Source organism: Mucilaginibacter segetis, assembly GCF_016522075.1.
GTDB lineage: Bacteria > Bacteroidota > Bacteroidia > Sphingobacteriales > Sphingobacteriaceae > Mucilaginibacter > Mucilaginibacter segetis.
In genome coordinates this window covers 515,022-538,820 of the sequence record NZ_JAEHFW010000001.1, presented here as the reverse complement: position 1 = coordinate 538,820, position 23,799 = coordinate 515,022, and the positions used below count along the sequence as shown (strand labels likewise).

Below are 23,799 nucleotides of genomic sequence, written 5' to 3'. Positions count from 1 at the left end.
TTAAATGGGAATTAAAAAACACATATTAGTAATACCCGGTGACGGTATTGGCCCGGAAGTAACAACCTGGGGCAAGGCCGTACTGGAAAAGATAGGAACGCAATTTGGCCATAGCTTCACATTTGATGAGGCATTAATGGGCCATGCCGGAATTGAGGCAACAGGCTCTCCGCTGCCTGAGGAAACTTTAGAAAAAGCAAAGCTCAGTGACGCCATTTTGTTTGGTGCTATCGGGCATATCAAATATGACAATGATCCGTCTGCCAAAGTACGACCTGAGCAGGGACTGTTAAAAATACGTAAGGAACTGGGCTTATATGCCAATTTACGTCCTATCATGCTATTTGATGAATTATTGGATGCATCCAGTCTGAAACCGGAAATACTAAAAGGAACAGATATCCTTTTTTTCCGTGAGTTAACAGGTGACGTTTACTTCGGTGAAAAAAAACGTAGTGAGGACCGTAATACGGCTTCAGACCTGATGATCTATCATCGTTACGAAGTGGAACGTATCGCTAAAAAAGCATTTGAGGCAGCGATGGTACGGGGCAAAAAACTCTGCTCAGTAGACAAGGCCAATGTACTGGAGGCTTCCCGTTTATGGCGCGAGGTAGTACAGGAATTGGCCAAACGATATCCTGAAGTGGAAACTGAGCACATGTTTATTGATAACGCTGCTATGCAGTTGGTTAAAAACCCCAAAAAGTTTGATGTAGTATTAACCGCCAATCTTTTTGGTGACATCCTTACCGATGAGGCTTCGCAGATAGCTGGTTCTATGGGGATGCTGGCGTCCGCGTCAATTGGTGACGGCACCGGCTTTTTTGAACCGATACATGGTTCTGCTCATGACATAGCCGGGCAGGACAAGGCCAATCCCCTGGCGTCTATCCTATCTGTAGCTTTGATGCTGGAGATTAGTTTCGGTTTACAGGATGAAGCCAAAGCAATTACTGCCTCCATAGATAAAGTATTAAAAGATGGCTATCGTACCGGAGATATTGCTGATGCCAACACTGATAAAAGTAAAACATTGGGTACCAAAGCAATGGGCCAAAAGATATTAGAATACTTAGATTAACTTATCATACAAGGTCAAAATGAAATGGAACGCTGAATTATATGACGATAAACATTCCTTCGTATTTCAATACGGAGAAAATGTGCTGGAATTACTTGGCGCTAAATCAGGCGAGCGCATACTGGATCTGGGTTGCGGTACGGGCTATTTAACTCACCAGATAAAGGAACAGGGAGCTATAGTTACAGGGATTGATGCATCGCCGGATATGATAGCTAAGGCCAAAAAAACTTATCCCGATGTAAAGTTTTCTGTGGCTGACGGTGCCAATTTTCATTTCGATGATAAGTTTGATGCCGTATTTTCAAACGCCACCCTGCATTGGATAAAAAATGTTGATGCTGTTATTAAAAGCGTATATGATTCCCTTAAACCCGGTGGTCGGTTCGTAGCTGAAATGGGCGGTAAAGGAAACGTAAAACAATTGATAGCAGCAACCCGGCAGGTATTACGCCAGCATGGTTACGATAAACAAGCCGAAACTGAAGTTTGGTATTTCCCCTCTTTAAGTGAGTATACTTCGCGACTGGAAGCGCATGGTTTCAGGGTTACCTATGCCGCGCATTTCGACCGTAAAACACCTTTGCAGGATGGTGACCAAGGAGTAGCTAAATGGATAACCATGTTCGCCCCATTATATTTAATAGGCGTACCTAAAGCTGAAAAACAGCAAATGCTTACCGAAGTTACCGCCCTACTGGAACCCTACTATAATGAGAACGGCCAATGGTATGCCGATTATAAAAGATTAAGATTTATAGCAATAAAGGAATAACAGGCAATAAGCCATAATTGATATTAAAAGAAAGAAATTATGATACATGACCCCAACCGCGTTTATGTTTTTGACACCACGCTTCGCGACGGCGAGCAGGTACCGGGTTGCCAACTGACAACTCCGGAGAAGATAGATATAGCCCGCGAACTGGAAGCGCTGGGTGTTGATATTATTGAAGCTGGTTTCCCGGTATCCAGCCCCGGTGATTTTATGAGTGTGGTAGAAATATCAAAAGCTGTAAAAGACCCTATTGTTTGCGCGCTTACCCGTGCCAATAAAATGGATATTGATGTAGCGGTTGAATCTCTCAAATACGCTAAAAGACCACGAATACATACTGGTATCGGCGCCTCAGATACGCATATCAAACTTAAATTCAACAGTACGCGCGATGAAATATTAGAGCGTGCGGTGAGTGCCGTTAGTTATGCTAAAAAATCGGTAGAAGACATAGAATTTTACGCTGAAGATGCCGGCCGTGCGGATATTGAATATCTGGCAAAGATGATAGAAGCGGTAATAGCCGCCGGAGCTACCGTAGTAAACATCCCCGACACCAATGGTTATTGCCTGCCGGATCAATATGGCAGCAAGATCAAATATCTGAAAGAGAACGTAAAAAATATTGATAAGGCTATCATATCAGTACATTGCCATAACGATTTGGGATTAGCCACAGCCAACTCCATAGCGGGTTTACAAAACGGTGCACGACAAATTGAAGGCACGATCAATGGCATAGGCGAACGTGCAGGTAATACTTCTATAGAGGAGGTCGTGATGATATTAAAAACCCACCAAAGTCTTAATTTGTATACGCAAGTAAACAGCAGGAATTTTTATGAGATGAGCCGCATGATAAGTACACAAATGCGCATGCCTGTACAGCCTAACAAAGCTATTGTAGGCAGCAACGCATTTGCACATAGTTCGGGTATACATCAGGATGGATTTTTGAAAAATCGGGAAAATTATGAGATCATTCGGCCGGAGGATGTGGGTTTTCCGAGTGCCAGTATCGTGCTAACGGCGCGTAGTGGAAGGCATGCGCTTAAGTTCCATTTAGAACGCCTTGGACACAAACTGGAAAAAACCGAGCTGGATGAAATATACAAGCGCTTTTTAACCTTGGCTGACAGTAAGCTGGATATAAATGATGATGACCTGACAGCTTTAGTGGCTTACAGGCTGGTAAAAAATTAATAAATGGATACAGTAACACAAGATCATTTAGATTTTGAAGCAGCCTATACCAGGTTAAAAGATGTTGTAAAACATACGCCGATAGAATATAATGCCCGCCTGTCGGAAAAGTATGAATGTGAAATATATCTTAAAAGAGAGGATCTGCAAATTGTACGTTCCTACAAGTTAAGAGGCGCCTATAATATGATATGCAGGCTTACACCCGAACAGTTAAGCCGTGGTGTAGTATGTGCAAGTGCCGGTAATCATGCGCAGGGCGTGGCTTTCTCCTGTAAAAAACTGGGTACTAAGGGCGTTATTTTTATGCCCGAAATTACCCCGAAGCAAAAAGTTAAACAAACCGAAATGTTTGGCAACGGCAATGTTGAACTGATTTTAACCGGAGATACTTTTGATGATTGCCTGCGCGAAGCATTAGCTTATACCGAGGCACACGGCATGACATTTATCCCCCCGTTTGATAATGAACAAATTATTGAAGGACAGGGAACTGTGGGTGTTGAAATATTAAAAGACCTACCACAAGTAGGCGCCGTAATAATGCCAATAGGTGGCGGTGGCTTAGCTGCAGGTGCAGGTACTTATTTAAAACAACAAAACCCGGATATATTATTAATCGGTGTTGAGCCCGAGGGGGCCCCGTCAATGCTTACCGCGATTGAAAAAGGCGAACCGGTTACTTTAGCAAACATCGATCGCTTTGTGGATGGCGCTGCTGTAAAACGTGTAGGCGAAAAAACTTTTCTTCTTTGTCGGGATGTGCTGGATGATATGCTTACTGTTCCCGAAGGTAAAGTGTGCACTACCATATTAAAACTTTATAACGAAGATGCCATTGTAGTTGAACCCGCCGGTGCATTAGCTGTTACCGCGCTTGATGCCTGTAAAGAACAAATAAAAGGCAAAACGGTGGTATGCATTATAAGCGGGGGGAACAATGATATTGAGCGCATGGCGGAGATCAAAGAAAAATCACTGCTTTACGAAGGTTTGAAACATTATTTTATTGTTCGCTTTCCGCAGCGGCCGGGTGCGTTAAAGCTTTTCGTAAACAATGTGTTGGGCCCCGGGGATGATATCACACGTTTCGAATTCATCAAAAAAACCGCAAAAGAGAATGGCCCGGCGCTGGTAGGTATAGAATTAAAGAACGCTGAAGATTATCCTTCTTTACTTGAGCGAATGGAAGCCCATCGTTTTGAGGTAATAGAGGTAAATAAGGATGCTACTTTATTTGAGTATCTGGTTTAACCCATTACTTTCCTTCCAATATTTTCATGGCTTCCTTAGCAGCTATTTGCCCGGATATTAATGCAGGCGGCACTCCCGGCCCCGGAACTGTTAGCTGTCCGGTATATAACATATTGCTGATATGTTTAGCCCGCATAGCTGGTTTAAAAAAGGCTGTTTGAGCCAGGGTGTTTGCCAGGCCATAGGCATTACCCTTAAAGGAATGATAATCGGCTTTAAAATCGTTAAGCGCGTAGCTCCGCTTTAGTATTATTGAATCTCTAATCTGCACCCCTGTCACCTGCTCAAACCGATCTACCATTAAGTTGAAATACTTTTCGCGGAGTATTTCACTGTCTTCTAACCCGGGGGCTATGGGCATTAAAAAAAACAGGTTCTCGCATCCTTCAGGAGCGCAGCTATCATCTGTTTTTGATGAACAGCATACATAAAACAACGGCTTTGACGGCCATTGCGGTTCACTATATATCTCTCTGGCGTGTTGTTCAAAATCTTCATCAAAAAATAAATTATGATGCTGTATACCGGCTATCTTTTTATTCGTACCGATATAGAACAATAAACTCGACGGCGACATGGTACGTGTATCCCAATATTTGCGACTATAGTTCCGGTTCGGTTTATCCAGCAGATGTTGATCGGCATGTTCATAATCGGCGCCCGTTATTACAAAATCAGCTGTATAATCTCCGTTGTTCGTTTTTATTAACTTAACTATTCCATTAGCCACTTCTATTTTCGTCACTTCGGTTTCTAACTTAATATCAACACTGTAATTTTCGGCAATGCTTGTCATGGCTTTTACTATCTCGTTCATCCCCCCCATCGGATACCAGGTACCTAAAGCAAGGTCGGCGTAATTCATCATGCTGTACATGGCAGGCGTATCTTTAGGGGTAGCCCCTAAAAAAAGCACCGGGAATTCCAGCAGCTTTACTAACCGGTGATCTTTAAAATATTTGCGCACATGGCTACTCATACTGGTAAGTAATTGCATACTCATACTTTTCCGTATCAGGTTCAGATCAATAAATTCAGTAATGGAATGCGACGGGCGAAAAACATATTCGCCCATACCTACTTTATATTTATAGGCTGCCTGGGCTAAAAACTTTTGCAGGTTTAAGCTACTGCCCGGTTCAATATTTTCAAATAATTGCTCCAGTTGCTGCAAATCCGCAGGCACATCTAAAACATCCTGCTTACTGTAGTAAACCCGGTAACCCGGGTCAAGGCGTTTCAGATCATAAAAATCTGACGGCTTTTTGCCGAATAATGCATAAAAATTTTCAAATACATCGGGCATCCAGTACCAGCTTGGGCCCATGTCAAATTTAAAACCGTCCTTTTCCCATACGCGCGCGCGGCCACCAGGCTGGTCGTTCTTTTCCAATAAGGTAACATTATAGCCTTGTTTACCCAAAACACAGGCAGCCGCTAATCCTGCAAAACCAGCCCCTATTACTAAAATATGCTTTTGAGTATCCATGAGCCCAAAAGTAAACATTGTACGCAGCTAAAAAACAATACCATATTCATTTTGTACTTTTGGTAAAATTGAAAACGGTAAATGGATCTTTTTGATGAAACCTGCTTTGAATGCAGCAAGCTGATAACTGAAAAATACAGTACCTCCTTTAGTAACGGCATTAAGGCTTTCGAAAAGCGTTTCAGATACCCGGTTTATGCCATTTACGGATTTGTAAGATATGCTGATGAAATAGTGGATACCTTTTATGGTTATGACCAGCGGCAACTGATAGATGATTTCAAAACAGAAACCTTTAAAGCGATCAGTAATAAAATAAGCACTAATCCTGTATTACACTCTTTTCAGCAAGTGGTTAATAAATACCATATTGAAAATAAATTGATCGACGCTTTCCTATCCTCCATGATGATGGATCTTGATCAAACAACCTATGACACTGATGGTTATAAAGAGTACATATATGGTTCGGCAGAAGTAGTAGGTTTAATGTGCCTGCGCGTATTTTGCGAGAACAACAATGAGCTATATCAGCAGCTCATACCTAAAGCACGTAGCTTAGGATCAGCGTTTCAAAAGATCAATTTTTTGAGAGATATTAAGGCAGATTACGAGGACAGGGGGCGTACTTATTTTCCGGAAGTGGATTTTACAAACTTTACCAGAAAGGACAAAAATTTTATTGAGGCGGATATTAAAAGAGATTTTGATGATGCCCTGGAAGGAATAAAACTTTTGCCTTACGGAAGCAAATTAGGAGTTTATGTAGCCTATGTGTATTACCTGCAGCTTTTTAAGAAGATCAGCAAAATATCCGCAAACGTGCTTATGGAAAAAAGGGTGCGTGTATCTGATACGCAGAAGCTAACCCTCTACGTTAAAGCGGTACTACACCAAAAATTGAAGATGATCTGATGATGAATTTCGCTCAACATATTAAGTTATACCGATCCCTTATTGTTTGTAAATTAAAAAAAAGGTCGCTTTTTAATTTTGCCTTTGCTTTTGGTTTGTTATGTATAAGCATGGTAGCCTACCCTCAGCAAAAACCGCAGCCAACAACTCTAAGGCAAAAGTTAATGAATGCTATCGACAGTAAAAAAACTACAGATTCATTATACAATAGCTTAAATTCCATGCAAATTAAATCAGCATTGATAATTGGATACATCGGCACGCTTGAAGCGTTAAAAGCTAAACACACCTGGAATCCTTATTATAAGCTAAAGTATTTAAACGATGCCGAAAAATCCTTTCAGAAGGCAATAACAGAAGCTCCGCACAATATAGAAATTCGCTTTATGCGTTATTCTGTAGAACATAATGTGCCTAATTTTTTAGGTTATAATAAAAACCTTAAGGCAGACAGGGAGGAGATCATCCATCAGATAGATAAGAGAAATTATGGTTCGGCGGATAACGAACTCGTAAAAACTATTATCACATTTCTTATTGATTCTGAACGCTGTACTCCTACAGAAAATAAAATTCTAAATCAGCATTTAGCCGCCTTATAGTGAAATACACTTACCTCATTATTAATATATTAACTGTAATTTTTCCGGTTATCTTATCTTTTGATAAGCGGGTGCAGTTTTGTAAAAGCTGGAAATACCTATGGCCCGGCATGGCCATAACTGGATTTGTTTTTTTATTTTGGGATGTATTATTTACCAAACAGGGGGTATGGAGTTTTAACGATCAATATATAACCGGTTTTAAATTATTCGACTTACCTGTTGAGGAGATTTTGTTTTTTTTAACCGTACCCTTTGCCTGTGTATTTATTTACTGCTGTTTAAATTATTATATAAAATGGCGGTTAAGCAATAAAGCGAGTAAATTGATATCTTACTTTATTTTAATCCTTTCAGGAGTTTTGTTACTGCTATTTCACAACAGACTTTATACCGTAGTCACCTTTGGATTACTATTATTTTTTATGCTGGTATTGGTAGGAGTTACAAAATCAAAGTGGCTGAATCAGTTTTATATTGCGTATGTTGTTTCATTGGTACCTTTTTATTTAGTGAACGGATTTTTAACATCCATACCTGTAGTGTTATATAACGATCATCAAAATACAGGACTCAGAATAGGAACTATCCCGTTCGAGGATCATTTTTACAGTATGACATTGTTATTAATGAACATCGCTTTTTTTGAATATTTTAAAAACAGAAAAAAACTGTCGGAATGACCGCCTTACCTACTTACACCCGCTCACAGTTGGCTTTACGAAACGGACAGGACAAACCTGAAATTTGGATTGCATATAAAGGATTGATATATGACGTAACGGATAGCAGATTATGGCGCAACGGAAAACACTATGAGCATTGGGCCGGACAAGACCTGACGCCTGAATTGGCAGATGCACCACATACCGAAACCGTTTTTGAGAAGTTTAAGGCAATAGGTATATTAAGCTAAAAAATGGCGCATAAAAAAACCCGCTTTAAACGGGTTCTTATATATATGTTGAGTTTAATTATATTAGTTTTCGGCGTATATAGCTTTTTGAGCACCGTTATCGTAAGCTTTCAAATTTTTCTTTAACAATTTACGCGCTACGTGTATACGGGTTTTAACAGTTCCGATAGGGATGGTTAAATGGTCGGCTATCTCATGATATTTATGGCCTTCAAAATACATCGTAAAAGGCACGTAATAATCTTCAGGTAATCTGTCTAAAGCTCTTTTAATATCATCCATTACGAATTTTGCCTCGCCCTGATTTTTAGTTGAACTGAACACCAGGTTGGGTGATGATATCTCGTCACTTTTAGTAACAAAAGTGCTCATTTTAACAAAACGGCGATAGTTGTTAATGAAAGTGTTTTTCATAATGGTATACAACCATCCTTTTAAATTGGTACCTTCTTTAAACTTATTGTAATAAGTTATGGCTTTCAACATTGTATCCTGAACAAGGTCGTTAGCATCATCTGCGTCATGGGTGAAGTGTAGGGCGTAAGACCGTAATGAACTTGCCTGACGTAGTACTAGGGTGTTAAACTCAATCTTTGTCATTCTGTTAATGTTTTATACTAGTAACTAGGCAAACATGATACCAACTTTGGCTAAACACCTAACATCCTCGCATAAAACCTCAAAGAATATATTATCCAATTATGATCATCAATTTTAAATGACCAATTAATTGCTTATTTATCAAATAGTTAAATTAAATAAAGAAAGGATTTAAAAGGATTTAGATTTATTTACAAATGAGTAAACAAATTTCAATAATTAATTATTAGAGCTAAAAAATCCTATTAATTAATTACTTAAACCAATAATATTTACTTCGCGTTGTAAGGTAACGCCAAATTTAGTGTACACACTGTCTATGATTTGCGACGAAAGACTGTACACTTCTTCACCATCGGCTCCCCCATGGTTCACCAGTACCAGGGCCTGATTTTTCCAGGTGCCGGTATGACCAACCACTTTTCCCTTCCAGTCGCATTGTTCAATCAGCCAGCCTGCGGCAAGTTTTACCAATCCATCATCTGCAGGGTAATTTACAATATCCGGATGTTTTTCCTGTACTGATTTAAATTGTTCCATAGTTATTACCGGATTCTTAAAAAAGCTTCCTGCATTACCAATGGTAGATGGGTCGGGCAATTTAGATACCCTGATATGTGATACCACCTGCGATATATCTGCAATAGTGGGTTTATTTATATTACGGTTAGCCAGTTCCTGCTCTATTGCGCCGTATTTTATATTAATATCTGGCGTAAGCGATAAGCGGAACTTTACCGCTACAATTATATATTTTCCTGCTAACTCAGCTTTAAAAACACTTTCGCGGTAACCAAATTTGCATGCTGCTTGGTCAAAAGTGCGGAAAGTGCCGCTAGCGATTTCAAAAGCTTCGCAACTTTCAAATACATCCTTCAGTTCAACCCCGTATGCACCAATATTCTGTATGGGCGAGGCTCCCACCGAGCCGGGTATCAGGCTTAAGTTCTCAATTCCTGCATAACCATGGCTAACACAATAATTTACCAAATCATTCCATACTTCACCTGCTCCTGCTTCCACAAACACTTCATCGTGATTAATACGATGCTCAATACCGCGTATATTCATACGGATAACCAAACCATCAAAATTATTTACCAGCAGCATATTACTGCCACCGCCTAAAACAAGCCGCTCCGTTTGTAGCCATTGCGGATCAGCAAACAACTCGGTCAATTCCTCTGCATGGCTTATCTCTACAAAATAGCGGGCATCAGCATCAATACCAAAAGTGTTAAAATTCTTAAGCGAAACATTTTCCTGGATTTGCAGCATGGTAAATAAAATGTAATGGGGCGAATTTCGTAATTTTTGTTCTAAAAGAATTTTTAAAACGTTTTTAATATATTAAACAAAATTTCCTTGGAACTGATGAAACCTAAATTACTTATACTTATCACACTATTTTTATCGGTCCGGTCCTTTGCACAGGATTTTAGAAGCGAATTCAAAACGCTTATCAATAAGGACGATACAGAAGCAACCTTAACTATTTTAAACAAATGGCAAAAAGCCAAACCCGATGACCCGGAACTTTACGTGGCGTTCTATAACTTTTATGCTAAAGAAGGGTTAAAAGAGGCTTTAAGCATGACCACAACAGAGACGGAAGGAAAATCTGTTACTATAAAAGATAAGGACGGTAAAATTGTGGGATACCTTGGTGGATCTGGTAGCCATAACGAAACTTATTTGCAAAAGGGTTTTAATTACATTGATACAGCTATAGCAAAATTTCCTGACAGATTAGATATGCGTTTCGGAAAAGTATATGTTTTAGGACGTATTGGCGATTATGCCAATTTCACAAAGGAGATTATAAAGACTGTAAATTACGGAGAAAGCACCGGCTTAAAATGGACATGGACAGATAACAAACCATTAGATGATCCGAAAGGATTTATGCTGTCAACCATTCAAAATTATGTGGTACAATTATTTAATGCCGGTGATCAAAATATGGAATATATAAAAGCAATTGCAGCAACTGTTTTAAATTATTATCCTGATAATGTAGAAAGTCTTTCTAATTTGGCGATAAGTTATATCTCCGAAAAAAATTACAATAAAGCACTTGATCCGCTTTTAAAGGCAGAAAAAATAAATCCGCAAGATTATATCGTGTTGAATAATATTGCTTACTGCTACAGCTTGCAGGGCGATAAGCCAAATGCCATTAAATATTATGAGCTAACCATTAAATATGGCGATGAAAAGGCAAAAAACCAAGCAAACGAAAAACTGGCAGAGTTAAGAAGTAATTTAAACCCCTAACAATTCAACTTTTTAATGAAACCCATTTACATTATCATTTCTGTAATTATACTTGCTCTTTTAATTTACATGGCTATTACCAAAAAAGGGGCTAAAAATAATATTGAAACTAAAGAACAATTTGTTCAAAATAATGTACTATAGTAGCGGGGGTGGAGTAATCGGCGGTAAATCGTACGAAAATGTAAATAAAGCAGCCATTACATTTGTTACTTCAGCCCAACATTATTTTCCTAAAATGAACGCTGCTAATATGGAAATACCTCAAGTAAATCATATTAAAATTTATGTATTAACTAATAAAGGCCGCTATTCATTCGATGGGGTGGAGTCGGAATTTACTGTAGAAAAATCTCCTTGGGCAGAACTCTTTTATAAGGGCAATGAAGTGATAACGCAGTTAAGGTTGATAAACGCTAAATAATAACTCTACCCCTTAAACCACTTCTTCCCTACCACCAATAACCCAAACTCTTCTGAGGGATGCTTCTCTGTAGATTTATGGTGAATTTTATGTGCCCTGCGGATAGCTGAAAGATAACGGTTATTGCTTTTGAATGCCTTAAAACGGTTATGAATAAACCAATCGTGAAAAATGAAATAGACGATACCGTATATGCTGATGCCGGTACCTATCCAAAAGCGATAATCTAAACTAATATGACCTGCCCACATCAACCATAAAGCCAAACCGGCAAAGCCTATACTGAACAGATCGTTCAACTCGAACCAACCGTGACGCTGCTGATGATGTGTTTTATGAATAAACCAAAGCGGCCCGTGAAAAAGATATTTGTGCATAGCCCATGATAGCAGTTCCATTAACGCTATGGTGAGGAATACTGTGGCTATGTTGATGAGTATTTCCATATAATAATTAGTGGCAGTTACTGCAGCAGTAGCAGCCGAAATACTTCAAAACTGCTACCGCCATTAATTACTGCAACTTAAATATGTATCGCCCGATTTTCCGTGGCAGCCAAACACGCTTCGCGCATGGCTTCGGTATAGGTTGGGTGAGCGTGGCTCGCACGGGTCACGTCTTCTGCAGACGCACGGAACTCCATTGCTATTACCGCTTCGGCTATCATATCTGCCGCACGCGGACCAATCATGTGTACGCCCAATATTTCATCGGTTGTAGCATCTGCCAACACCTTAACAAAACCATCAAGATCGCCGCTGGCGCGCGCGCGTCCGCTCGCTTTGAACGGGAACGAGCCTGTTTTATATTTAACGCCCTTTTCTTTTAGCTGTTCTTCGGTATAACCCACAGATGCAACCTCCGGCCAGGTATAAACCACGCCGGGTATCAGGTTATAATTAATATGCGGTTTTTGTCCGGCGAGTATCTCCGCTACAAAAGTCCCTTCATCCTCTGCTTTGTGGGCAAGCATAGCACCGCGTATCACATCGCCTATCGCATAAACGCCCTTAACACTGGTTTCCAGATGCTCATCGACGGTGATCTTTTTACCGCGTTCTTCAACAGTGATACCTATTTTATCTAAGCCCAGTTCATCAGTATAAGCAACACGACCAACTGCTACCAGGCAATAATCGCCTTTAAGTTCCTGTTTCTCTCCTTTAGGAGTATCAAAGGTTACGGTAACCTCCTTACCTTTTACGCTTGCGCCAGTAACTTTATGACCCAGGTAAAATTCCATTCCCAACTTTTTCAGCACCTTTAGCAACTCCCGGCCAAGTCCTTTATCCATTGTAGGGATAATAGAATCCATATATTCAATAACCGAAACCTTAGCACCCAAACGCGCATATACCGAGCCTAACTCCAGGCCAATAACCCCGCCACCTATCAATATAAGATGTTTTGGTATTTCCTTTAAAGTTAAAGCCTCGGTTGAAGTGATAATTCTTTTCTTATCAATTTTTAGAAAAGGCAGGCTTGAGGGTTTAGAGCCTGTGGCGATGATCACGCTCTTAGCGGTTATTTCCTTTTCGCCATCTGTCTGTTTAACAATAATGGTGTTTTTATCTTTAAATGAACCTACCCCGGTGTGTACATCTATCTTGTTTTTCTTCATCAGAAAAGCGATACCACTTGTATTAGCATCAACTACCTCCTGTTTACGTTTTATCATCTGGCCGAAATCAACGGCAAGGTTATCTAATTTTATACCATGCGTGGCAAAGGCATGGGCAGCGTTATGGTAATGCTCGGACGAATCCAGCAATGCCTTCGATGGGATACATCCCACGTTAAGGCAGGTACCTCCCAAAGTGTTATATTTTTCAATTATGGCGGTTTTTAAACCTAACTGGGCGCAACGTATAGCAGCCACATAACCACCCGGACCAGAACCTATTACGATAACATCATATTGCATAGTAGTATTTTTTATAGCTGGCAAAGTTAATGATTATTAAAAGGGCAGGAAATAAGTATTTAATTAAATGTGAACGGATTGACAGAAAATATAAAAAGCCTTCACTCACAGAGACAATTTAGAAGGCATACTTTGTAACACTATTATCACGGTTAGTTTATTATTAATTAACTTACTAAATTAGGCTCATTATTAAATACCTGCACAAAATGAAAAAACTCCTTACCTTATTTGTATTGTTTTTAACAATTTCCGGTGTAACCTATGCACAAAGTGATTACGTTACCGAGCATTTTACTAAAAAAGATGTTTACATCACCATGCGCGATGGTGTAAAGCTTTTCACATCTATTTACACTCCTAAAGATGCTTCGGCAAAAAACAAATACCCTATAATGATGCAGCGCACCTGCTACAGCATAGCCCCTTATGGCGAAACAAAATATCCGCGCTTGTTAGGACCTTCAAAATATATGATGCAGGAAGGTTACATATTTGTTTACCAGGATGTGCGCGGGCGTTACAAAAGCGAAGGCACCTGGACTAACATGACACCAGAAATTGACAACAAAAAAGGCAAGAACCAGGTAGATGAAGCATCCGATACTTACGACACTATAGATTGGTTGATAAAGAACGTAACAGGCAACAACGGCCGTGTTGGCCAATGGGGTATCAGCTATCCGGGGTTTTACTCCGCAGCGGGTATATTATCAAACCATCCGGCTTTAAAGGCATCGTCTCCACAGGCCCCCATCTCTGATTTCTTTTTTGACGATTTCCATCATAACGGCGCTTTTCTGGAAAGTTATTTTTTCACTTTCCCCGTGTTTGGCGTGCAAAAAACAGATACTACCAGCAAAGCCTGGTACGTTAACAGCATGATTAATCCAGGAACAAAAGACGGCTACCAGTTTCTGCTGGATATGGGCCCGTTAAAAAATGCTGACAAATATTATCACGACAACTTTTTCTGGCAGGAAACTATCAATCACCCGAATTACGATGAATTCTGGCAAAAGCGTGCCTTACCTAAACATTATTATAAAGTAACCCCGGCTGTTATGCTGGTAGGTGGATGGTACGACGCAGAAGACCTTACCGGTCCGCTGGCTATTTACAAAACCATTGAGAAAAAAGATCCGAATGCTTACAATACTATAGTAATGGGTCCGTTTGGCCATGGCCGCTGGTCGCGCGAAACCGGGCACACCATGCACAGCAATATTTACTTTGGCGACAGCATTGCAACCTTTTATCAAAAAAACATAGAGGCTAAATTTTTCAACCACTTCCTGAAAGGCAGCGGTGACAAGAATTCCGGATTACCTGATGCTTACATGTACGATACCGGCAAAAAAGAATGGGAAAAATTTGATCAATGGCCTGCTGCTGCCGCTACTCATCAAAAGCTGTACCTGAACAATAACGGCAAATTAAGCGAAACCGAGCCTAATGAAAAAGGTGCTGAAACATACATCAGCGATCCTATGAAACCTGTGCCTTATACCGAGGACAACACCACTACTTTAGGTTTTACTCCGCATAATTATATGAGTGAGGATCAGCGTTTTGCAGGCCGCAGACCGGATGTATTAGTTTACGAAAGCGAGGTACTGGATAATGATGTTACCCTGGGCGGTGAAATTATGGCACACTTAAAGGTGGCTACAACAGGTACAGATGCCGACTGGATAGTAAAGCTGATTGATGTTTATCCGGCAAATACACCAAACAACCCGTATATGCCTAACAAAAACATTATCCTAAGCAATTACTGGCAAATGGTACGCAGCGAAATAATGCCTGCACGTTTCCGCGAGGGATTTGAAAAAGCTATCCCGATGGTGGCTAACCAAAAAACCGATGTAAACTTCCGTCTGCAGGATGTGCTGCACACCTTTAAAAAGGGGCACCGTATTATGATACAGGTACAAAGTACTGCTTTCCCGCTGTTTGCACGCAACCCGCAAAAATTTGTGGAGAACCCTTACAAGGCCGATGAAAGTGATTATATAAAAGCTACGCAAACCGTATTTAACGATAGTTATATTGATGTAGATGTGCTGAAGTAGGCACCTTACCCCATCCCTCAACATTAGGAGAAGCTGTTTTAGATTATAAAATCACCATTTAATTATATATGAAATTAAAGTTAAAAAGTTTAAGTTTTTTTATTTTAGGATTGTTTCCCTTGATATCCCATGCCCAGCTTGGCGCAAAAAAGGAAACCTTCACCCGCGCCGATACGTTGCGGGGTTCTATAACCTCGCCCTTTCGTACCTGCTACGATATTAATTATTATCACCTGGATGTGAAGTTCGATATCCCAAATAAATTTATCAGTGGCAGCGTGCTTTTCAAGTTTACTGCCGTTAATAATTTTGATAAACTACAGTTCGATCTGTTTTCGAATTTGAAGGTAGAAAAGGTTATTTACAAAGGCCGCGAGCTGCCTTACACACGTGAATTTAACGCGGTATTTTTAAACTTTCCTAAAGGTATAGCTAAAGGTACTAAAGATGAATTTACCGTTTATTACTCAGGCAACCCTACTATAGCCAAACACGCCCCCTGGGATGGCGGCATCGTATTCACTAGTGACTCTTTAGGCAAGCCCTGGGTGGCTACTGCCTGCCAGGGTATGGGAGCTAGCGTATGGTGGCCCAATAAAGATCAGCAAGCCGACGAGGTAGACAGTGCCTTCATCAGTATAAGCGTACCCAAGGGATTAAAAGATGTATCAAACGGCAGGCTGCGTAAAGTTACCCCATTAAAGGATGGCTACACCCGGTTCGATTGGTTTGTGGCTAATCCTATCAACAACTATGATATTGAAGCTAATATTGGTGATTACGCACACATCAGCGATAGCTATATGGGCGAAAAAGGTAAACTTACGCTTGATTACTGGCCATTAAGCTACAATGTGGCCAAAGCAAAAAAGCAGTTTGATGCTAACGTAAAACCCATGATCAAGGCTTTTGAATATTGGTTTGGCCCTTATCCATTTTACGAGGATGGTTACAAACTGATAGAAGCACCGCATTTAGGTATGGAGCACCAAAGTGGTACCGCCTATGGAAATCACTACGAAAACGGTTACTTGGGTCGCGACCTGTCGGGAACGGGCTGGGGGTTGAAATGGGATTTTATAATAGTGCACGAGAGCGGGCACGAATGGTTCGGCAATAATATTACCTCTAAAGATCTTGCCGATATGTGGATACACGAAAGCTTTACTAATTACAGCGAATCGTTATTTATAGAAAGCATCTGGGGTAAACAAGCCGGGCAGGAATATGTACATGGCACACGGATGGCCATACAAAACGATGGGCCCATTATTGGTGAATATGGCGTAAATAAAGAAGGCTCGGGAGATATGTATTACAAAGGCGGCAATATGCTGAACATGATTCGCACCATTATAAATGATGATGAGAAATGGCGCAACATATTACGTGGCCTAAACAAAACCTTTTATCACCAAACGGTAACACACGATCAGATAGTTGATTACATTAATAAAGAAAGCGGCAAAAACCTGACCCCGGTATTTGATCAGTATTTAAAACATCGCAACATACCTACCTTAGAATTTATGACCATCAATGGAAAGTTGATGTACCGCTGGATAGCTGATGTTTCCAACTTTAACATGCCGGTAAGGATAAAGGTAAACGGCGGCGATTATCAGTTTATAACACCTCATACGCGTTTCGCCCCGCTAAAAATTGATGGTGCAACAAAAGAAAACATACAGGTAGACACCTTTAATTATTATATTGGTGTACTTATGGATTAAAATTGCTTAAATAACAACCGTTAAAAATATTATCTGTTATCATTCAGAGAAAGGTCAAATCTTTTTTTAAATATTGAACTTTAATTAAAAGTGAATATTTTTACTTATGATTACACGAACGGCAAATAATATTTTGTTTGATATAGCTGCAGTTGGTCAGATACCTATTGTTACCGACATGCTGGAGATAATTTGCAAAACTACAGGTATGGGGTTTGCTGCAATTGCCAGGGTAACAGATCAGAAGTGGGTGGCTTGCGCTGTACACGATCAAATAAACTTCGGCCTGAAGCCCGGGGGCGAACTTATTCTGGAAACAACCATTTGTAATGAGATAAGGCAATCGGGTGAACTTGTTGTAATAGACGATGTAAGCACCGATGAAATATATGCATGTCACCATACACCCACCCAATACGGCTTCAAAAGCTACATTTCTGTTCCCATTTATTTAAAAGATAAAAGTTTTTTTGGCACGCTCTGCGCCATTGATCCCAACCCGGCCCATGTTAATTCCCGTGAGATTATTGGCATGTTCAAATTCTACGCCGATCTTTTATCTTTTCATCTTGATGCAAGTAAAAGATTAGAGATCTCGGAATCAGAGTTGATAGAAGAAAAGCAAACCGCTGAACTTCGCGATCAATTCATAGCGATCCTCGGGCACGACCTTCGAAATCCCGTTGGCGCAGTTAATAATGTAGCGCAATTAATGCTGCGTATGCCCTTGGATGATCGTATGAAAAGGCTGGCAAACATTATTAAGGATGCTTCGTTCCGGATGAATGAACTGATAGAAAATGTGTTGGATTTTGCCCGCGGCCGCCTGGGAGAAGGCATCAATCTTGAGCGAAGTACCGAAAACGCCTTACAGGATAAACTTTCGCAGGTAATTGCTGAATTAGAATTGGTTTGGCCAGAAAATACCATCGAAGCCGATTTTGATATCAGCCATCCGGTATATTGCGACAGCAAACGGATTGCCCAATTATTTTCAAATTTGCTTGGCAATGCCTTAACACACGGTAAAAAAGACGAGCCGGTTAAGGTTAAGGCAGTAACTAATAGTGACGGCTTTGAACTTAAGGTAGTTAATTACGGCCAAAAAATACCCGGAAATGTTCTTAAAAAATTGTTTCAACCATTTTCGCGTGGCGAAATTAAACCCGGCCAACAAGGACTTGGTTTAGGGCTTTATATTTCATCGGAAATAGCCAAAGCACATGGCGGCCGTATTGCAGTTAAAACAACCGAAACCGAAACATCTTTTAAGCTTTTAATACCGGCTTAAATCAACTGCTTAAATAATTTTACAACTGAGTTAAAAATTAGCGGAACAAAACGGAACACCTTTTTAAAAACTTAAAAGTTAGATAATCAGCACTTTAAATTTTACTTTGTAAAACGAATTATTCCCCGCAATTCTATAAAATATTAATATACAGAGTGTTCCGCTTGTTCCGTTTTGCTTATACACACACGCGGAACACCCGAACGGATATTATAAAAAAAGAAAAATTTATTTTGTTTAGGGTGCAACTTTAAGCCGGTAAACAGCGTCTGATATTTGAACAAAAACTATTAAACCCATGAGATCACTAACAAAAATTTTAATGGTTACCGTACTGGTAGCACTTACAGGATACGTTTTCGCCCTTGCAGGGAATGTTAAAAGTACAGCACTTAATCAAAACGACACACAGGACAGGCACCTTTCTGGATTTAACGCGGTTAGTGTAGCCGGATCTTTTGATGTTTATATTACCCAGGGATCAAGCGAATCGGTTAAGGTTGAGGCTCCATCAGATGTTATTGACCGTATTATTACTGAAGTAGATGGTGGTGTATTAAAAATATACACCAAAAATAATACTCATTTTAACTGGGGTAAAAACAGAAAAATGGTGATCTATGTAGCTCTTAAAGATGTTAAAGATATTAGTTTGGCAGGTTCAGGTGATATTTTCTTTAAAGATGGGCTAAGGGCTCCCTCATTATCTTTAAAACTTGCGGGTTCAGGTGATATTACAGGCAAACTTGATGTAAACAAGTTAGAAAGTAGTATAGCAGGATCTGGTGATATTACTCTAACAGGCCGCGCGCAAAATTCAAGCATCCGTGTAGTAGGTTCAGGCGACTATACCGCTAACAGCCTTACTACAGTAACTGCTGCTGTAAGTATAGCCGGCTCAGGAGATGCACGTGTTAACGTTTCAGAAAAACTTGATGCATCGGTAATGGGTTCAGGCGACGTGCACTATACAGGCTCAGTAAAAAACATTTCCACTTCAAAGTCAGGGAGCGGAAGCATCAGTCGCATGTGATCTAAAAAATCAACAAAACAAGCACAAAAAAAGGGAGCGATCATTGATCGCTCCCTTTTTATTTCATAATAGTTATGCTAATTGCTTTCCTAATTTATCTGCTAAAACAGACTTAGGAACCGCGCCTATTTGTTTGTCAACTATTTCGCCGCCTTTAAAAAACAATAAGGCAGGAATGTTACGAATGCCGTACTTCATTGATATACCGGGGTTATTATCAACGTTTACTTTTCCTACAACCGCTTTGCCGTCGTATTCTTTAGCAATTTCTTCTACCACGGGGCCAACCATACGACATGGACCGCACCATTCTGCCCAAAAATCAACAAGTACCGGTTTGTCTGATTTAAGAACAAGTTCTTCGAAGTTTGCATCAGTTATTTCTAAAGCCATGATTTATTAATTTAAAATTTTTGATGTACAAATATATACTAATCAAATTGCTTGCCACAAGTGCCAGCCTGACAATGTGACAATTATATTATCAACAACTTGCTATTTGACATTGCTAATAATTAGTTGTAATCAGCAAGGTGCTTTTTAATGTGAATAAATAATATACTTACTGTAATACCGGCTGCGAATTGGTAAGACTCGCGATCTCCTCCATCAGATCATCACTCGGATTTACCCGGCATGTTTTAGAAGGCAATTCTATAAGCATGGCATCTTCCCTGTCTTTTATCATAAAACGGAGTGTACAATTCTTAACCGGGTACTTCTCATTGTTTATATTGATCAGTTCCTGTATATTGTCCATTAAGCCGCTGTTAACAGCGTTCAAGTCCAAACATACGGTTAATGATTTGGTGAGCTTATCCCGCATTTCTGATAATAAGCATATAGCAGTAACCCGCATATCCCAATTATCCTTTTGACGATATTTCTCTTCTATATTTCCTTTAACATGCAAAAAGTATCCCTCAACCAGCATATTGCGAAACTTTACGTAATCCTCACCAAAAAAAGCAAACTCGTATGATTCGTTATAGTCCTCTAGAACAAAAGTGCCAAAGGGTTTACCCATTTTAGTGAACTTATGCTGTACACTTGCTACCAGGCCGCCAATACATATCTCCCCACGTTTACGCAAATTGGCCAAATTATTCATTACCTCTTCGCCCCCCTCGCCTGATCGTGCTTTCTGAATATTTTTTAATTCGGTAATACTGGTATTACAATATTTTTCCAATTCCAGTTTGTAATTATCCAGTGGGTGCCCGGTTAAATAAATACCTATTACCTCTTTCTCGTATTTTAGTTTTTCTATTAATGCCCATTCATCGGCTTCCGGCATGGCCGGCTCTGGAATATAAGAAGCTACCGAACTGCCAAATAAAGATGCCTGCGAGCTGTTTTGTGTATTTTGGTAATCATTACCGTATTTTATTAAGCGTTCTACACCACTTAACACACCATTTTCCGTCTTAGCAAAAAACTGTGCACGGTTTAATCCGAATCCGTCAAAAGCGCCGGCCATTACTAAATTTTCATATGCCTTACGGTTTACACTACGGGTGTTAGAGCGTTGCGCAAAATCATAAACAGATTGATAAGACCCGTTCGCATTACGCTCTTCAATAATGCTTTCAACAGCTTTTTCTCCTACACCTTTTACTCCGGTAAGTCCAAAACGCACCTGCCCTTTTTTATTAACGGCAAAAGCCATATCAGATTCATTAATATCCGGCCCTAAAACTTCAACCCCCATACGGCGACATTCCTCCATAAAGAAGGTGATCTTCTCCATGTTATTTTGGTTGTTCAAAACCGCCGCCATATACTCCGATGGATAATGGGCCTTTAAATAGGCCGTTTGATACGCTACAAAGGCGTAACAGGTAGAATGCGATTTATTAAAGGCGTATTGAGCAAATGCTTTCCAGTCGTTCCATATTTTGGTCAGTTTATCTTTAGGGTGGCCCTTGGCTATAGCCCCATCCATAAACTGGGCCTCCATTTTATTAAGCACCTCTATTTGCTTTTTACCCATTGCTTTTCGCAAAACATCGGCATCTCCCTTACTAAATCCTGCCAATTTTTGCGACAGCAGCATCACCTGCTCCTGGTAAACGGTAATACCATAGGTTTCACCAAGGTATTCCTCCATATCGTCCAGATCGAAAACTATAGCTTCCTGACCATGTTTACGTTTAATAAAGTTGGGTATATATTCTATCGGCCCCGGTCGGTAGAGGGCATTCATAGCTATCAGATCCTCGAATTTATCCGGCTTCAGATCGCGCAGGTACATTTGCATACCATCACTTTCAAACTGGAAGGTACCGTTAGTATCGCCACGCTGATAAAGTTCATAAGTTAGCGTATCATCCAGCGGGATGTAATCAATATCAATACTTACTCCATGATTTTGCTTAATAAGACGGAGCGCATCCTTTAAAATGGTAAGCGTCTTTAGTCCTAAAAAATCCATCTTAATTACCCCGGCATCTTCAATAACCCTACCATCGTACTGAGTAACCAGCAGATCGGAATCTTTGGCTGTTGCCACAGGCACAATATCTGTAAGATCATAAGGCGCTATGATGATACCTGCTGCATGCACACCGGTATTACGTACAGAACCTTCCAGCTTTTCAGCCTCACGAAGCACTACCCCTTTAAGGTCTTTTGATTTATAGATCTCTTGTAACTCACCTACCTGCTCAATAGCTGTTTTCAGGTTTATTCCTAAAGTATCAGGAACCAGTTTTTTTAGCGCGTTCACATCTGATAATGGCATATCCAATACACGGCCCACGTCCTGAATACTCGTACGTGCTGCCATAGAGCCATAGGTAATTATCTGCGCTACCTGGTTCTTGCCATATTTATCTACCACATAATCGATAACCTTTTGGCGACCGGAGTCGTCAAAATCCGTATCAATATCAGGCATCGACTTTCTGTCGGGATTAAGGAAACGCTCAAACAGCAAATTATACTTCAGCGGATCGATATTAGTGATACCAGTACAATATGCCACAACCGACCCTGCTGCCGAACCACGGCCCGGCCCTATGAACACCCCCATATTACGGCCGGCTTTAATAAAGTCGGCAACTATGAGAAAGTATCCCGCAAATCCCATGGTACGGATGGTAAAAAGCTCAAAATTTATCCGCTCTTCGGCCTCGGGGCTAATATCCTTATACCTTTCCTTTGCACCTAAAAAAGTCAGATGCTTAAGATACTCCCATTGGTTAAGGGTATCTGCATCGGGTGTCATATCACTGTGTATCTTAAACTCCTGCGGAATAACATAATTAGGCAGGAGTATATCGCGCTTTAGTTTTAGTACGTCTACCTTATCAATGATCTCATTAGTATTATCTAACGATTCAGGAATATCATGAAACAGCTTACCCATTTCCTCCTGAGTTTTAAAATAAAACTGGTCGTTAGTAAAACCAAAGCGGTAACCTTTACCCCCTTCCTCATCGGTTGCAATAGGTGTACTTTGCAGGTCGCCGGTATTTACGCAAAGTAAAATATCATGCGCATTCGAGTCTTGCTGATCCACATAATGTGAATCATTGGAGCATATTACTTTAACATTATATTTTTTTGCGAACTTGGCTAATACTGCGTTAACAGTATTTTGCTCTGGAATATCATGGCGTTGCATTTCTATATAAAAATCTTCCCCGAACAGATCCAACCACCATTTAAACTCTATTTCCGCAGCCGCTTCACCATCTCGTAATATCGCTTGCGGTACCGATGCCCCCAAACAGCAGGTAGTAGCAATTATTCCTTTATGATATTTTAATATCAGTTCCTTATCAATACGTGGCCATTTGCTGTAAAGGCCTTCTATATATCCTAATGAGCAAAGTTTAATCAGGTTTTTATAGCCCTCGGCGTTTTTTGCCAACATCAACTGATGGTAACGCTTATCTTTTTTCTCTTTTGTAAATTGCTTTTTATGGCGATCGTCCACTACATAAAATTCGCAGCCTACTATAGGTTTAACGTTATGTTTACCCGCCTCGGCCACAAACTTAAATACGCCAAACATATTACCATGGTCGGTAATAGCCAGCGCCTTCATTCCGTCGGCGGCTGCTTTTTTATATAGTTTTGATATATCAGCAGCGCCATCAAGTAAAGAGAACTGGGTATGTACGTGTAAGTGCGAAAAATCAGGCATATTAAATCTGTATCAACAATATCGTGTAGAATACAAAGCTACCAAAAA

General features: G+C 40.2%; 21 protein-coding genes. 14 read left to right on the top strand and 7 right to left on the bottom strand.

Features of this window, described 5'->3' with window-relative positions:
- Positions 1–10 precede the first annotated feature (10 nt).
- Genes leuB through ilvA form a run of 4 tightly spaced genes read left to right on the top strand, consistent with a single transcriptional unit; the run spans position 11 to position 4,319 of the window.
- Positions 11–1,084 (top strand): 3-isopropylmalate dehydrogenase, encoded by a 1,074-nt coding sequence (gene leuB / locus I5M19_RS02555; RefSeq protein WP_200066077.1) that lies wholly within the window; start codon positions 11–13, stop codon positions 1,082–1,084.
- Between the two features lie 19 nt (positions 1,085–1,103).
- Positions 1,104–1,859 (top strand): methyltransferase domain-containing protein, encoded by a 756-nt coding sequence (locus tag I5M19_RS02550; protein WP_200063712.1) that lies wholly within the window; start codon positions 1,104–1,106, stop codon positions 1,857–1,859.
- Between the two features lie 39 nt (positions 1,860–1,898).
- Entirely contained in the window at positions 1,899–3,065 is a 1,167-nt protein-coding gene (locus I5M19_RS02545; protein ID WP_200063710.1) for a 2-isopropylmalate synthase, read from the top strand.
- Positions 3,066–3,068: 3 nt separating this feature from the next.
- Positions 3,069–4,319: a threonine ammonia-lyase IlvA gene (ilvA, locus tag I5M19_RS02540; protein WP_200063708.1), complete on the top strand. Its 1,251-nt coding sequence runs from the start codon at positions 3,069–3,071 to the stop codon at positions 4,317–4,319.
- Positions 4,320–4,323: 4 nt separating this feature from the next.
- Here the strand turns inward: ilvA and I5M19_RS02535 are convergent, their stop codons facing one another.
- Positions 4,324–5,808, bottom strand: a complete 1,485-nt coding sequence (locus I5M19_RS02535; protein ID WP_200063706.1) for a phytoene desaturase family protein — start codon at positions 5,806–5,808, stop codon at positions 4,324–4,326.
- A gap of 81 nt (positions 5,809–5,889) precedes the next feature.
- On the opposite strand from I5M19_RS02535, the gene I5M19_RS02530 reads away from it, so the two are divergent.
- From I5M19_RS02530 to I5M19_RS02515, 4 genes are all read left to right on the top strand, one after another.
- On the top strand, positions 5,890–6,723 hold the full coding sequence (locus tag I5M19_RS02530) for a phytoene/squalene synthase family protein (RefSeq protein ID WP_200063704.1): 834 nt from the start codon (positions 5,890–5,892) through the stop codon (positions 6,721–6,723).
- A 164-nt stretch (positions 6,724–6,887) separates the two neighbouring features.
- The gene (locus I5M19_RS02525; protein ID WP_200063702.1) at positions 6,888–7,325 is read left to right on the top strand and encodes a hypothetical protein; all 438 of its coding nucleotides are present in this window, start codon (positions 6,888–6,890) and stop codon (positions 7,323–7,325) included.
- Positions 7,325–8,008 carry a lycopene cyclase domain-containing protein gene (locus I5M19_RS18770; RefSeq protein WP_200063700.1) on the top strand — a complete coding sequence of 228 codons (684 nt, stop codon included), beginning with the start codon at positions 7,325–7,327 and terminating at the stop codon, positions 8,006–8,008. Before I5M19_RS02525 ends, I5M19_RS18770 begins: the two co-directional genes overlap by 1 nt.
- Positions 8,005–8,241, top strand: coding sequence for a cytochrome b5 domain-containing protein (locus I5M19_RS02515; protein ID WP_200063698.1), 237 nt, complete (start codon positions 8,005–8,007; stop codon positions 8,239–8,241). The genes I5M19_RS18770 and I5M19_RS02515 overlap by 4 nt, the downstream gene beginning before the upstream one ends.
- 63 nt (positions 8,242–8,304) lie before the next feature.
- Here the strand turns inward: I5M19_RS02515 and I5M19_RS02510 are convergent, their stop codons facing one another.
- Positions 8,305–8,841 carry an RNA polymerase sigma factor gene (locus I5M19_RS02510; RefSeq protein WP_200063696.1) on the bottom strand — a complete coding sequence of 179 codons (537 nt, stop codon included), beginning with the start codon at positions 8,839–8,841 and terminating at the stop codon, positions 8,305–8,307.
- Positions 8,842–9,090: 249 nt separating this feature from the next.
- Positions 9,091–10,119 (bottom strand): UDP-N-acetylmuramate dehydrogenase, encoded by a 1,029-nt coding sequence (gene murB, locus I5M19_RS02505; protein WP_200063694.1) that lies wholly within the window; start codon positions 10,117–10,119, stop codon positions 9,091–9,093.
- A 96-nt stretch (positions 10,120–10,215) separates the two neighbouring features.
- Between murB and I5M19_RS02500 the strand changes: the two genes are divergently transcribed.
- Both I5M19_RS02500 and I5M19_RS02495 read left to right on the top strand, forming a co-directional pair.
- Positions 10,216–11,118 carry a tetratricopeptide repeat protein gene (locus I5M19_RS02500; protein ID WP_200063692.1) on the top strand — a complete coding sequence of 301 codons (903 nt, stop codon included), beginning with the start codon at positions 10,216–10,218 and terminating at the stop codon, positions 11,116–11,118.
- Positions 11,119–11,221: 103 nt separating this feature from the next.
- Positions 11,222–11,542: a hypothetical protein gene (locus I5M19_RS02495; protein ID WP_214653013.1), complete on the top strand. Its 321-nt coding sequence runs from the start codon at positions 11,222–11,224 to the stop codon at positions 11,540–11,542.
- A gap of 5 nt (positions 11,543–11,547) precedes the next feature.
- On the opposite strand, the gene I5M19_RS02490 is transcribed toward I5M19_RS02495, so the two are convergent.
- Together I5M19_RS02490 and lpdA are read right to left on the bottom strand one after the other, a co-directional pair.
- Positions 11,548–11,988 carry a sterol desaturase family protein gene (locus I5M19_RS02490; RefSeq protein ID WP_200063688.1) on the bottom strand — a complete coding sequence of 147 codons (441 nt, stop codon included), beginning with the start codon at positions 11,986–11,988 and terminating at the stop codon, positions 11,548–11,550.
- Positions 11,989–12,065: 77 nt separating this feature from the next.
- Positions 12,066–13,466, bottom strand: a complete 1,401-nt coding sequence (gene lpdA / locus I5M19_RS02485) for a dihydrolipoyl dehydrogenase (RefSeq protein WP_200066076.1) — start codon at positions 13,464–13,466, stop codon at positions 12,066–12,068.
- Between the two features lie 209 nt (positions 13,467–13,675).
- Between lpdA and I5M19_RS02480 the strand changes: the two genes are divergently transcribed.
- From I5M19_RS02480 to I5M19_RS02465, 4 genes are all read left to right on the top strand, one after another.
- Positions 13,676–15,541, top strand: coding sequence for a CocE/NonD family hydrolase (locus I5M19_RS02480; protein ID WP_200063686.1), 1,866 nt, complete (start codon positions 13,676–13,678; stop codon positions 15,539–15,541).
- A 68-nt stretch (positions 15,542–15,609) separates the two neighbouring features.
- Positions 15,610–17,274, top strand: coding sequence for a M1 family metallopeptidase (locus tag I5M19_RS02475; RefSeq protein ID WP_200063684.1), 1,665 nt, complete (start codon positions 15,610–15,612; stop codon positions 17,272–17,274).
- Between the two features lie 106 nt (positions 17,275–17,380).
- Complete coding sequence (locus I5M19_RS02470) at positions 17,381–18,565, top strand: GAF domain-containing sensor histidine kinase (protein WP_200063682.1); 1,185 nt, start codon at positions 17,381–17,383, stop codon at positions 18,563–18,565.
- A 298-nt stretch (positions 18,566–18,863) separates the two neighbouring features.
- Positions 18,864–19,598: a head GIN domain-containing protein gene (locus I5M19_RS02465; protein ID WP_200063680.1), complete on the top strand. Its 735-nt coding sequence runs from the start codon at positions 18,864–18,866 to the stop codon at positions 19,596–19,598.
- A 72-nt stretch (positions 19,599–19,670) separates the two neighbouring features.
- Here the strand turns inward: I5M19_RS02465 and trxA are convergent, their stop codons facing one another.
- Together trxA and dnaE are read right to left on the bottom strand one after the other, a co-directional pair.
- On the bottom strand, positions 19,671–19,991 hold the full coding sequence (gene trxA / locus I5M19_RS02460) for a thioredoxin (RefSeq protein WP_200063678.1): 321 nt from the start codon (positions 19,989–19,991) through the stop codon (positions 19,671–19,673).
- A gap of 169 nt (positions 19,992–20,160) precedes the next feature.
- Positions 20,161–23,751 carry a DNA polymerase III subunit alpha gene (gene dnaE / locus I5M19_RS02455; RefSeq protein WP_200063676.1) on the bottom strand — a complete coding sequence of 1,197 codons (3,591 nt, stop codon included), beginning with the start codon at positions 23,749–23,751 and terminating at the stop codon, positions 20,161–20,163.
- Positions 23,752–23,799 lie beyond the last annotated feature (48 nt).